The organism is Novosphingobium sp. GW821-FHT09E05 (assembly GCF_059416165.1).
Genome location: NZ_JBWKOQ010000002.1, coordinates 25224 through 37407, shown reverse-complemented (window position 1 = coordinate 37407; position 12184 = coordinate 25224). Strand labels below are relative to the sequence as shown.

General features: G+C 70.0%; 12 protein-coding genes. 5 read left to right on the top strand and 7 right to left on the bottom strand.

The annotated features are described in order from the left end of the window. The 3 genes from AC07M9_RS11870 to hemC form a co-directional block, all read right to left on the bottom strand. Complete coding sequence (locus tag AC07M9_RS11870; protein WP_494883960.1) at positions 1 to 888, bottom strand: hypothetical protein; 888 nt, start codon at positions 886 to 888, stop codon at positions 1 to 3. An 18-nt stretch (positions 889 to 906) separates the two neighbouring features. Continuing rightward, positions 907 to 1605 carry a uroporphyrinogen-III synthase gene (locus AC07M9_RS11865; protein WP_494883959.1) on the bottom strand — a complete coding sequence of 233 codons (699 nt, stop codon included), beginning with the start codon at positions 1603 to 1605 and terminating at the stop codon, positions 907 to 909. Between the two features lie 64 nt (positions 1606 to 1669). Continuing rightward, positions 1670 to 2617: a hydroxymethylbilane synthase gene (hemC, locus tag AC07M9_RS11860; RefSeq protein ID WP_494883958.1), complete on the bottom strand. Its 948-nt coding sequence runs from the start codon at positions 2615 to 2617 to the stop codon at positions 1670 to 1672. A gap of 53 nt (positions 2618 to 2670) precedes the next feature. On the opposite strand from hemC, the gene tsaD reads away from it, so the two are divergent. The 5 genes from tsaD to AC07M9_RS11835 all read left to right on the top strand — a co-directional run bounded on the left by tsaD (position 2671) and on the right by AC07M9_RS11835 (position 7803). Then, the gene (tsaD, locus tag AC07M9_RS11855) at positions 2671 to 3711 is read left to right on the top strand and encodes a tRNA (adenosine(37)-N6)-threonylcarbamoyltransferase complex transferase subunit TsaD (protein ID WP_494883957.1); all 1041 of its coding nucleotides are present in this window, start codon (positions 2671 to 2673) and stop codon (positions 3709 to 3711) included. Continuing rightward, positions 3708 to 4709: an NAD(P)H-dependent glycerol-3-phosphate dehydrogenase gene (locus AC07M9_RS11850; protein WP_494883956.1), complete on the top strand. Its 1002-nt coding sequence runs from the start codon at positions 3708 to 3710 to the stop codon at positions 4707 to 4709. The genes tsaD and AC07M9_RS11850 overlap by 4 nt, the downstream gene beginning before the upstream one ends. Next, positions 4706 to 6229, top strand: a complete 1524-nt coding sequence (locus tag AC07M9_RS11845; protein ID WP_494883955.1) for a lipopolysaccharide biosynthesis protein — start codon at positions 4706 to 4708, stop codon at positions 6227 to 6229. Before AC07M9_RS11850 ends, AC07M9_RS11845 begins: the two co-directional genes overlap by 4 nt. Positions 6230 to 6281: 52 nt before the next feature. Next, positions 6282 to 7004 carry an OmpA family protein gene (locus tag AC07M9_RS11840; protein WP_494883954.1) on the top strand — a complete coding sequence of 241 codons (723 nt, stop codon included), beginning with the start codon at positions 6282 to 6284 and terminating at the stop codon, positions 7002 to 7004. Positions 7005 to 7140: 136 nt separating this feature from the next. After that, positions 7141 to 7803, top strand: coding sequence for a helix-hairpin-helix domain-containing protein (locus AC07M9_RS11835; RefSeq protein ID WP_494884511.1), 663 nt, complete (start codon positions 7141 to 7143; stop codon positions 7801 to 7803). Positions 7804 to 7946: 143 nt separating this feature from the next. On the opposite strand, the gene AC07M9_RS11830 is transcribed toward AC07M9_RS11835, so the two are convergent. The 4 genes from AC07M9_RS11830 to uvrB form a co-directional block, all read right to left on the bottom strand. Continuing rightward, positions 7947 to 8885, bottom strand: a complete 939-nt coding sequence (locus AC07M9_RS11830; protein WP_494883953.1) for a helix-turn-helix transcriptional regulator — start codon at positions 8883 to 8885, stop codon at positions 7947 to 7949. A 400-nt stretch (positions 8886 to 9285) separates the two neighbouring features. Further along, positions 9286 to 9603, bottom strand: coding sequence for a HigA family addiction module antitoxin (locus tag AC07M9_RS11825; RefSeq protein ID WP_494883952.1), 318 nt, complete (start codon positions 9601 to 9603; stop codon positions 9286 to 9288). Beyond that, positions 9578 to 9754 (bottom strand): type II toxin-antitoxin system RelE/ParE family toxin, encoded by a 177-nt coding sequence (locus AC07M9_RS11820; protein WP_494883951.1) that lies wholly within the window; start codon positions 9752 to 9754, stop codon positions 9578 to 9580. The genes AC07M9_RS11825 and AC07M9_RS11820 overlap by 26 nt, the downstream gene beginning before the upstream one ends. Positions 9755 to 9953: 199 nt before the next feature. Then, positions 9954 to 12140, bottom strand: a complete 2187-nt coding sequence (uvrB, locus tag AC07M9_RS11815; RefSeq protein WP_494883950.1) for an excinuclease ABC subunit UvrB — start codon at positions 12138 to 12140, stop codon at positions 9954 to 9956. Positions 12141 to 12184: the final 44 nt, after the last annotated feature.

The window sequence follows — 12184 nt, the reverse complement described above, 5'->3', positions numbered from 1 at the left end:
TTACTCCGCCACCGCTTCCGTAGGCTCGCCCTGCGGTGCCACCGGCGCCAGCGGGCTCGGCTGGTCCACCGCCTGCCCGGCCGAATCCTGCAACCGGTTGGGCTCCAGCATGGCCGTTGTCTCGAGCAGGTCGAGCGCCTTCTGAGCCGCTTCGAAACGGCGGGCGTCGGCGATCCAGGTGTCGGCTGCGTCGGCGCCGGGCAGGCGCTCCACTTCGGCTACCGCGCTGTCGATGCGGCGGGCGGTGAGCATCACGCGGGCGCGGTCGATCCGGGCGGCCGGAGTGGCGACCGTGCCGGAATCGCGGCGCACCGTGAACATGGAGGAGACTTCGTGCCGGGCCCGGTCCCACAGGCTTTCGTTGGATTCGGTCACCGTCAGCTCGGGCGAGAGCGCCTCGAGCCGCGCGGCCAGTCCGTCGATGGTGACGGGATTGGCGGCGAAATCGATGACGGTCTGAACCGCACGCGGCTGGGCGTTCATGAAGCGCAGCCGCAGCTGGTCGGCGACATGGCCGAGCGGCTCGCCCCGATCGACCATGCGCCGCGCGGCGAAGGCGATCAGCAGCCCTTCGGCGCGGCCCGCGTTGCCGGCGGCGGCGTTGGTCTCGAAGTCGATGCGCGAGATGCGGTCCTCGATCATCGCGAGGCGGCCCTCGACCGTGCCGATCGCGGCCATCTGCGCGGCAGGCGCCGGCGGCGGGGTGGGGGCCGTGACCTCCACCGGCGCGGCGGCCTGCGGGCTCAGCACCGCCAGGTAGCCGCGCGCCGAAAACCAGGCCACCAGCGCGGCGCCGAGCAGGAAGGCGATCAGCGCGATGAACAGCGTGGGGCCCCGTGACCGGCTACGGTCGGGGGTGGGTGCGACGGGTGCCGAAATGTCCTGCATCAAGCCCTTATGTGGCAACTATTGTCCCGGACCGGCTTCTTGGCACATCCGCGAGGCCAAGGCCAGCAGCGCCGCGTCGTCGGGGGTGGGCGCGGATTGCAGGTCGGCCCAGCCCGTCCCGGCGCGCGGGGCGACGCGCGGGCCGATGGCGGCGAGGCGTATGCGGGCGCGGTCGATCCCGGCCTCGGCGCAAAGGTGCGCGAAATGCGCGGCGGCCTCGCCGGAGTGGAGCAGGACCAGCGTGTGGCGGGTGAGCAGCGCCGCCAGCGCGGGCGGCAAAGGCAGCGGCTCGCTGGCGTAGACCTCGCGGGTCAGGACCGCGACCCCGCGCGGAACCGTCAGTTCCACCCGCTCGCGCCCGGCGAGGCGGAGCAGGCGGCGGTGGCCCGGCTCCAGCGCATCGAGCATGGCCTGGAGGCCGCCCCGGCCGGTCGCGACGACATCCAGCCCGGCCTCGCGCGCCGCCTCGGCGGTGGTCTCGCCCACCGCGTAGACCGGGAGCCCGCGATAGGCGGCGAGGGCGGGCCCGCCGTGGCGCAGCGCGTTGGCGCTGCCGAGCAGCAGGGCGTCGATGTGGTCCCGAGGAACCGGGTCCCAGGACAGGGGCCGCACTTCGAACAGGGGGAAAGCCTGTGCTGCGAGCCCCATCGCCCGCGCCGCCGCCAAGGTGGCGGCAGCGCCGGGATCCGGGCGCAGGATGATGACGGGCAGGCTCACGATATCCGTGCCGCAAACCCAAACCCGTTCGTGCCGAGCGGAGGATGGGTTCCGAACGTCGGGATCACGCTCGTTCCGCGCCCGCGAAATGCACCGCAATCGCCGGGACCGCGCGCGCCAGCAGGTCGGCGGCGAGGCGCGATGGCCCGCTCGCATCGGAAACCGGAAACCGCGCCGCGCCGGTGACGTGTTCGGCGCCGTCGGGGCTGTAGAGCGCGGCGCGCATGAACAGATGCTCGCCCTCGCTGCGGGTGAGCACCGCGATCGGGCTGTGGCAATTGCCGCCGAGCCCCGCGAGCAAGGCCCGCTCGGCCAGGACCTGCGCGCGGCTATCGGCGTGATCGACTTTCGCCAGCAGCGCGCGCGTGCGTTCGTCGCCCGCACGGCATTCGACCATGATCGCCGCCTGCGCGGGGGCGGGGAGCCAGTCCTCGGCGTCGAGCGGGTGGCCGGTGCCGGTCTCGCCCAGCCGGATCAGCCCGGCGGCGGCGAGGAAGGTCGCGTCCGCTTCGCCCGCCGCCAGCTTGGCGAGGCGGGTGGCGACGTTGCCCCGGAAGGTCACCACGCGGCAGTCGGGCCGGGCGTGGAGCAGCTGCGCGGCGCGGCGCGGCGCGCTGGTGCCGACCACGGCGCCCTGCGGCAGCGCGGCGATCGAGGCGGCGCCGACCAGCACATCGCGCACGTCCTCGCGCGGGAGGATGGCGCCGATCGCGAAGGCTTCGGGGCGCAGCGTCTCGACGTCCTTGGCGGAGTGGACCGCGAAGTCGATCTCGCCCGAAGCGAGCCAGGCGTCGAGTTCCTTGGTCCACAGCGCCTTGCCGCCGATCTCGGCGAGCGCGCGGTCCTGGATGCGATCGCCGCTGGCGGTGACGGCAACGATCTCTATATGCGCGGGATCGAGCCCGTGGGCCTCGGCGATGCGGGCCTGTGCTTCATGGGCCTGCGCCATCGCGAGGGGCGAGCGGCGGGTGCCCAACCTAAAGCGGTCGTTCTGGTGTTTATCGTAGGTCATCGGCGGCTTGTGCTACCCGGCAATGTCGTTCAGGGGAAGATCGGCCCAAAAATATGAAAACACGCATAGTCCTCGGCATCGAATCCTCCTGCGACGAGACCGCCGCCGCGCTGGTCACCGGCGAGCGGGTGATCCTCGCCCAGCGCATCGCCTCGCAGGACGACGCGCACCGCCCCTATGGCGGCGTCGTGCCCGAGATCGCGGCGCGCGCCCATGCCGAGCGGCTGGCCCCCCTGATCGCGGCGACGCTGGCCGATGCCGGGATGACGCTCGACCAGGTCGACGCCATTGCCGCCACCGCTGGCCCCGGCCTGATCGGCGGCGTGATGGTCGGCCTCGTCACCGCCAAGGCGCTGGCGATGGCCGCCGACAAGCCGCTGATCGCGGTCAATCACCTCGAAGGCCACGCGCTTTCGCCGCGCCTGGCCGACGCCAGCCTCGACTATCCGTACCTGCTGCTGCTGGTCTCGGGCGGGCACTGCCAGATCCTGCTGGTCGAGGGTGTCGGCGCGTTCCGCCGCCTTGCCACCACCATCGACGACGCGCTGGGCGAGGCGTTCGACAAGTCCGCCAAAGTGCTCGGCCTCGGCTATCCCGGCGGCCCCGCGCTCGAACGGCTGGCGCTGGAGGGCGACGCGAAGAAAGTGCGCCTGCCGCGCCCGCTCAAGGGGTCGGACGAGCCGCATTTCTCCTTCGCCGGGCTCAAGAGCGCGGTCCTGCGCGCCAAGCAGTCGGGCGAACATACCGACGCCGACATCGCCGCCTCGTTCCAGCAGGCCGCGATCGACTGCCTGGTCGACCGGCTGCACGGGGCCTTCACCAAGGCCGGGCCGGTCAACGCGCTGGTCGTCGCGGGCGGCGTGGCGGCGAACAAGGCGATCCGCGGCGCGCTCGAAGCATTGGCCGCGAAGCAGGGCCTGCCGTTCATCGCACCGCCATTGGCGCTGTGTACCGACAATGCCGCGATGATCGCCTGGGCCGGGATGGAGCGGCTGGAGCGCGGGCAGTCGGACCCGCTCGACGTGGCGGCCCGCCCGCGCTGGCCGCTCGATCCCGAGGCCGAGGTCGTTCGCGGAGCGGGAGTGAAGGCATGAGTGGGGCAAAAGTCGGGGTGATCGGCGCGGGGGCATGGGGCACCGCGCTGGCGCAGGCGCTTGCAGGAGACGGCAGCGATGTCCTGCTCTGGGCGCGCGAGAGCGAACTGGTCGAGGAGATCAACCGCGATCGCCGCAACGGCCTCTACCTGCCCAGCGCCGCACTGGCGCCGACGATCCGTGCCACCAGCGACCTGGGCGAACTGGCCGCGCTGCCGGTGCTGCTGGTCGTGGTGCCCGCGCAGTTCCTCAGCGGCGTCATTTCCGGTCTGCCCGAAGGCACGCGCGACCTGGTGCTCTGCGCCAAGGGCATCGAGGCGGGCACCGGGCGCCTGATGGCCGACGTCGCCGCGCAGGCCTGCCCGCCCGAGCGGCTGGCGGTGCTGTCCGGCCCGACGTTCGCGCACGAAGTCGCCGCCGGGCTGCCCACCGCCGTCACGCTCGCCTGCGGGGGCGGGCGGCAGCAGTGGGAGCGCCTGTCGCCGCTGCTCGCCCGGCCGATGCTGCGGCCCTATTATTCCGACGATGTGGTCGGCGCCGAGATCGGCGGCGCGGTCAAGAACGTGCTCGCCATCGCCTGCGGCGTGGTCGAGGGGCTGAACCTCGGCCAGAACGCCCGCGCCGCGCTCATCGCGCGCGGTTATGCCGAGATGCTGCGCTTCGGCCTCGCCCGCGGAGCCCGTGCGGAGACGCTGGCGGGCCTGTGCGGGCTCGGCGACCTCGTGCTCACCTGTTCTTCCACTTCCAGCCGCAACTTCTCGCTCGGCCTCGCGCTCGGGCAGGGGCTGACCGCCGCCGAGGCGCTGGTCGGCAAGAACAGCGTCGCCGAGGGCGCGGCGACTGCCCCGGTGCTGGCCGACCTCGCCCGCCGCGACGGCATCCAGATGCCGATCGTCGAGGCTGTCGCGCGGCTGCTGGCGGGCGATGCCCCGGCCTCCGCCGTGGTCAGCGACCTTCTCGCCCGGCCTTTGCGCGCCGAACAGGAGCCCGCTGTTTGAGCGACGCCGTCACGCCGAGAGACCAGGCCACCCGCGAGGAGCGCCAGCACGACGATATCGCCGCCCTTGCCAAGGGTGGGCGCACCAACCTGTTCGGCTTCTTCCTGCGCCTCGCCGCGCGCATCCCGTTCCTGTTCATCGCTGGGCGCGCCGCCGCCTATGGCCCGGCCGCGCTCGGCCGTTTCGCCTCGGCGCTGGTGCTGATCGAGCTGACCTCGATGCTCTGCACGATGGGCGAGAAGCGCGGCCTCGCGCAGCGCCTGTCGGAGACCGAGGGGCAGGTCCACCCCGCCAACGTCATCGCCGACGGCATGGTCCTCGCCGTCATCACCAGCTTCTCGGCGGCGGCGTTCTTCTGGTTCGTGCCGGTGCTGCTGTTCCCCGGCGGCCACTACACCTGGATCGACCGGCTGATGGTGCTCGCCCTCCCGGCGATGACGATGACCGAGATCTGGCTCGCCGCGCTGGCCTACCGCCTGCGGGTGACGCCGACGGTCTGGTCGCGCGCCATCGTCGAGCCGTGGACGATCTCGATCATGGCAGGCGCGATGATCTGGCTGGCGCCCGAAAGCGGCCTGTCGATCGCCTACATCGCCTCGATCTACGCCGCCGCCCTGACCGCGTTCATCCCCTTCTTCCGCGAATACGGCGTGCCGCGCGGCTGGCGTCCGCGCCCCAGGGGCATGCGCAAGCTGGCGTGGCACTCGCTGCCGATCGCGCTGGCCGACGCCATAGAATGGGGCACCCGGCGCGTCGATATCTTCCTGCTCGGCTTCCTCGCCCCCCCGGCGGCGGTGGGCATCTACTACGCCGCGCAGCAGGTCGCGAGCCTGCCGCAGAAGCTCAAGACCAGCTTCGAGCCCGTGCTCGGCCCCGTCATCACCCGTAACCTCAAGGAAGGCGACTACGGCGCGATCGCGCGGCAGGTATGCCAGGTCGGCTTCTGGATCACCGCCTCGCAGGCCGGCATCGCGCTGGCGCTCGGCATCCCGGGGGCAGGCGTGATGGGCCTCGTGGGCCGCGAGTTCGTCGCCGGGACCGGGGCGCTGGCGTTCCTGCTTGCCGCCGAAGTCGTCGCCGCCACCGCCGTGGTGAGCGAGGCGGCGCTGGTCTACGTCGCCCGCGTCCAGAACCTCGTGGTCTCCGTGGCGACGATCGTGCTCCAGGCGGCGCTGACGCTGGGCGGCATCCTGCTGATGCAGCGGCTGGGCTACAACTCGCTGTTCCAGGCCGCCGCCGCCGCGATCGCGCTGATGGTCTCGCTGGGGCTCGCCTCGATCGTCAAGTCGATCATGCTCTCGCGCATCCTCGGCCAGCCGATCAACAACTGGCGCTGGGCGCTGGTCTGGGCCGCCGCGCCGGCGGTTGTGATCGGTTTCCTCACCCACCGCTTCCTGCCCGAATGGGCCGCGCTCTCGCTCGGGATCCCGGCGATCCTGGGGTCCTACTTCCTGGTGATCTGGAAGAAGGCGTTCGGCCCCGAGGACCGCCGCTTGTTCCAGAAGGCCAAACCCGCGTAAAACCCGGCCGGCGCGGGCTGACAGGCGGCCGGCAAGTCTCTAGGCTGGCTTCATGAATCCCCGCCGCGCCTCCATGATTGTCGCCGGAGCGGCGCTGTGCGTCGTGATGTCGTTTGCCGTCACGCGCGCGCGGGGCAGCGTCTTCATCGCCGACCTGCGCGGCAAGGCGCTGGCCGCGCGCGATGTCGCTGGAGGCAACGGCGTGACCCTCGCCTTCCGCGACCGCTATGGCTGGCTGACCCGTCACCCCGTGCTGTCGGGCGGCAAGGGGCTCGATCCCGCCACCCGCACCCGTGTCGCCGCCGCCGTCTCCGACGTGCCCGGCATCGGCGGGGTGAGCTGGGCGGGGGAAAGCGATGCGCAGGCGTCCTCGGCGCATTGCCAGGACGACGTCGAGCGCATCCTCGAGACCCGCACCATCCGCTTCGGCGAGGCCAGCACCCGGCTCGACCCCAGCAGCGACCGCCTGCTCGACGAGGTGGCCCGCGCCCTGCGGCCCTGCGTGGGCAGCCTCATCGCCGTCACCGGGCATACCGACGCGGGCGGCATTCCCACGGTCAACGTCGCGCTCTCGCTGGCGCGGGCCGAAGCGGTGCGTTCGGCGCTGGTGGCGCGCGGAATCCCCTCGGATGGCCTGCGCGCCGCCGGGCTCGGCGCGGCGAAGCCGGTCGAAGGGCTCGACCCGCGCGACCCCGCCAACCGCCGCATCGAGTTCTCGGTGATCTTCTCGGCGCCCGTCAAGCCCACGCCGATCGATACGCCGGGGCCGGAATGAGCATGCTGGAGACTAGGAAAGGACCCCGCCTTGCCGCTATGGCTTGAGATGGCCGTCTCGGTGCTGCTGACCTACGGGGTCGGCTTCGGCATCGGCTGGCTCCTGTGGAACCGGAAAGGGTGAATTCGTGCTCCAAATGATCGAGGCCAACTGGCTGATCTTCATCGCCGCGCTGCTGGTCGGCATCGCCGTCGCGTACTGGGTCTTCGTCCACGGCTCGAAGCCGGCGCGGCGCGAGGCGCGGCCCGACGTGCTCGACGAAGGCGCCGCGCCCGCGCAGCGCAACCAGGCGCTGATCGATTCGGCGCCGGCCGCGAAATTCGAGGCGCCCGTCCACCTCGACCCGCCGCCGATGGCAGGGGTCATGGCGGGCATCGGCGAAGTGATCGCCGTCGCCGCGCAGGAGGAAGCCGACGAGGCGCAGGCGCACAAGGCGGCGCCGGAGATCGCGCCCGAGGTTTCCGATGCGCCGGAGCCGCCGCAGACCATCGCCGCCGAGCCGGACCTCACGCCCGCGCCTCCCGCCCCGCCGATCGCCGAGACGCCGGACGGCGAGGTCGCGGCGGACGACCTGCGCAAGATCAAGGGCCTCGGCCCCAAGATGCTGACGGTGCTCCATGCGCTGGGCATCACCCGCTACGCCCAGATCGCTGCCTGGACCGATGCCGACCTCGACCAGCTCGACGCCCGTCTCGGCGCCTTCGCCGGCCGCCCCCGCCGCGACAACTGGGTCGAGCAGGCGAAGCTGCTGTCGAGCGGCGATACCGGCGCCTACGAGACGAAGTTCGGCAAGCTCTGACCGTGCCGTGAAACAGCGGGGTCCCCGCCTTCGCGGGGACGACGGTGAATTTGGATCGCGGCAGAACTGTCGAAACCAAACATCGTCGTCCCCGCGAAGGCGGGGACCACGCTCCTTCCTTCCTTCCTTCCTTCCTTCCGCTCCTACCGGCTCGCCATCTCCACGACGGCGCGCGCGATGGAGACCAGTTCGGCCTCGCGGTTGACGCCGGCCTTCTGGAAGATGGTGCGCAGCTGACTGGCCACTGTCTGGGCGCTGACGCCGCGCATCCTGGCAATCTCCCGCCGTGAGTGACCCTGGGCGAGGAGGGCGACGATCTCCCCCTCCGCGCGGGTCAGGCGCAGCGCGGCGGCGAGGCGTCGGCCCTGTTCTCCCGAAAAGCCGAGCGGGGTCTTGAGAGTGACGATCACGCTGGGCGCGAAGCCGAAGTTCCAGTCCTGCCGGGGCAGCGCGCAGATTTCGACCAGCAGGGGCCCGCGCGGCGATTGCAGCCAGGTTTCCGAGGGCATCGCCTCCCGGCTGGCGAGCGCCATGCCGATGCGCAGCTGCAGCGCGCGGTCGAGGTCCGTCCGGGCCATGCGCAGCATGCCGGAGCGCACCTGCATCGTCTCCGGTCCCAGCAGGTCCTGCGCCGCCCCGGTCACCGCGCAGACCCGCCCGGCCGCGTCGAGCAGCACCGCGGCCGTGCGCAGCGCATCGAGCGATCCGCGCAGGAGGTCCGCGCCCTGGTGCTCGATCGCCTGCTGCAACCGGATCGCCGCCATGACCTGCGGAGCCGCATCGCGCAGGGCGCGGCGCTGCTCTTCCGTGGTACGCCCGTCGCTGGCGGAATGGAGCGCGGCGAGGCCGAAGAACGCTCCGGGCCGGTCCGACAGCTTCAGCTGCGCGCCATGCTCCGCGTCCCAGCGGCGGACATGCTCGATGTAGATGTCGTTGGTCGCAGCGGCGCGGACTTCGTCGTAGTGCTTTTCCCAGGCCAGCTGGTAAGGCGCGCCCGATGCGGCGACGCGATAGTTCACCTCGGGCCGGTGGCCCCCGATCGCCACGAAGTCGTCCACGTAGCCGTCGTCGAGGTCGGTCACCCAGTTGAACAGCGTGTGGCCGTCGCCGATGGCGATGAGCTGCGCGCGCGACGATCCGGTGGCGCTCGCGAGTGCCTTGAGTGCGCCGTCCCAGCCGGCCTGCTCGAACGGGGCGCGGGCAAACAGCGCCCCCAGTTCATCGACTCGAATGGACCTGTCCCCCGACTGCGACCCGAGTCCTCAATTTGAACCGCGCGCCACCGTTGCGCAAGCGGCTGAAAAACGGCGGTCTCCATTCAGGACATACCACGATCATGGTATGTAATGCGGCGCGGTTTGAAGCATCACATCGTTGCGACCCGAAGGATCGGCTTGACGCCTTTCTGGAGAACTTGCCCGGAACCTGTCCGCAGGCTTCCGGGCATTTTTTGGTCAGGCGCAAAGCCGACGGAGACGTAAGTCATGCGGCGCGCGGTGTGATGCGCTCCAAGTCGCCTTCGATAGCGCGCCGGGCGCCTCGCAGCTCGTATTGGTCCTGGAGGCGCAGGAAAAAGCCTTCCGACATCCGGAAATAACGACAGAGCCGCAGGTCCAGTTCGCCGTCGATTCGCGCTGAACCGTCGATCAGGGCTTCCAACCGTTGAGGTGGCACGGAAATGGTGGCTGCCAGAGCGACCGCATCGACGCCAAGCGGCTCCATGAATTCCGACCACAGCAGTTCCCCCGCATGCGGGTTGTGCAGCCAGTCTTCGTCAGTGGTAGTCGACGATTTCGACATCGTGTGCGTGTCCGTCCTTCCATACAAACCATATGCGCCATTGCCTGTTGATGGCAACGGAATGTTGGCCGGCACGGTTTCCCGTAAGCGTGTGCAGCCGGTTTCCCGGCGGGCTTTTCATATCGTCAAGCGTTTCAGCGGCATCAAGCAACGCGAGCTTCGCAAGAGCGCGGTGCTGTACATCGGGTGGCAGTTTCGAACTGCGGCGCCCAAGCCAATCTGTTCGGACAACTTGTCCCTGAAACTACCGATCATCCCAACTTCACCTGCGCCGCCATGGCGATGGAATGAAGTTAGATTTTGGTAATCGGCAGCTCTACGGACGCAATGTGGACAGGCAGCGGGCCATTCTACTTCCCGAACTTCCTTTGCGTCTTCCCGTACCGCATCTTCCTCGTCCCCGGCTTGCCTTCGTTCGAGCGGCCGACCTTGGGCGCCTTGTGCTCGGCCTCGGGCAGGCCGAGTTCGGTCGCTTCCAGCCGCCGGATCTCGTCGCGCAGCCGGCCGGCTTCCTCGAACTCGAGGTCGGCGGCGGCGTTGCGCATGCGCTTTTCGAGGTCTTCGATGTAGCCGCGCAGGTTGTGGCCGACGAGGTTGTTGTGGGCGTCGTCGCCGATGTCGATGATGACGCCGTCGCGGCTGGCGGTGTCGGCGACGATGTCGGCGATGCGGCGCTTGATCGACTGCGGGGTGATGCCGTTGTCGAGGTTGAACTGCTCCTGCCGGGTGCGGCGGCGGTCGGTCTCGGCGATCGCGCGCTCCATCGAGCCGGTCATGCGGTCGGCGTAAAGGATCACCCGCCCGTCGACGTTGCGCGCGGCGCGGCCGATGGTCTGGATCAGCGAGGTTTCCGAGCGCAGGAAGCCTTCCTTGTCGGCGTCGAGGATGGCCACCAATCCGCACTCGGGAATGTCGAGCCCCTCGCGCAGCAGGTTGATGCCGATCAGCACGTCGTAGACGCCCATGCGCAGGTCGCGGATCAGCTCGATGCGCTCGAGCGTCTCGACGTCCGAGTGCATGTAGCGCACGCGCACGCCGGCCTCGTGCATGAACTCGGTCAGGTCCTCGGCCATGCGCTTGGTGAGGGTGGTGACGAGCGTACGATAACCCTGGGCGGCGACCGCCTTGCACTCGACGATGCAGTCCTGCACCTGGTCCTCGACCGGGCGGATCTCCACCGGCGGGTCGATCAGGCCGGTCGGGCGGATGACCTGCTCGGCGAAGACGCCGCCGGTCTGTTCCATCTCCCAGTTGCCCGGCGTGGCCGAGACCGCGAACGTCTGCGGGCGCATCGCGTCCCACTCGTTGAAGCGCAGCGGGCGATTGTCGATGCAGCTGGGCAGGCGGAAGCCGTATTCGGCGAGCGTGATCTTGCGGCGGTGATCGCCCTTCGACATCGCGCCGATCTGCGGCACCGTCTGGTGGCTCTCGTCGACGAACAGCAGGGCATTGTCGGGCAGGTATTCGAAGAGCGTCGGCGGCGGCTCGCCGGGGATGCGTCCGGTGAGGAAGCGGCTGTAGTTCTCGATGCCGTTGCACGATCCGGTGGCGGCGATCATCTCGAGGTCGAAGTTGGTGCGCTGTTCGAGCCGCTGCGCCTCCAGCAGCTTGCCCTCGATCTCCAGTTCCTTCAGCCGCTCGGTCAGCTCGAAGCGGATGGCCTCGCTCGCCTGCCGCATGGTCGGGCCGGGGGTGACGTAGTGCGAGTTGGCGTAGACGCGGATCTTCTCCAGGCTCGCGCCCTTCTTGCCAGTCAGCGGGTCGAACTCGGAGATCGATTCGATCTCGTCGCCGAAGAAGCTGATGCGCCAGGCGATGTCCTCGAGGTGCGAGGGGAACAGCTCAAGGCTGTCTCCCCGCACGCGGAAGTTGCCGCGCGCGAAGGCGACGTCGTTGCGCTTGTACTGCAGCGCCACGAGCTTGCGGATGATCTCGGTCTGGTCCTGGCTCTTGCCGACTTCCAGGTCGAAGATCATCGCCGAATAGGTCTCGACCGAGCCGATGCCGTAGAGGCACGAGACCGAGGCGACGATAATGACGTCGTCGCGCTCCAGCAGCGCGCGGGTGGCCGAATGGCGCATCCGGTCGATCGCCTCGTTCACCGAGCTTTCCTTCTCGATGTAGGTGTCCGACCGGGGCACGTAGGCCTCGGGCTGGTAGTAGTCGTAGTAGGAGACGAAATACTCGACCGCGTTGTCCGGGAAGAAGTCGCGGAACTCGGCGTAGAGCTGGGCGGCGAGGATCTTGTTGGGGGCGAGCACGAGCGCGGGGCGCTGCAGCTGCTCGATCACCTTGGCCATCGTGAAGGTCTTGCCCGAGCCGGTGACGCCCAGCAGCACCTGCGTCTTTTCCCCGTCCAGCGCGGCGCTGGTCAGCTCGGCGATGGCGGTGGGCTGGTCGCCGGCGGGCTCGTAGTCGGAGGCGATGCGGAAGGGCCGGCCGGGCATCGACTTGTCGGGGCGCTGCGGCTTGTGGGGAACGAAGTTGTCCGAAGTGTCGGGTTCTTCGAGGCCGCGACGGATGATGATCTCTGCCATGCAGGAACATATGGGGTATGTGCGCGGCCGCGGCAACAGGGCGT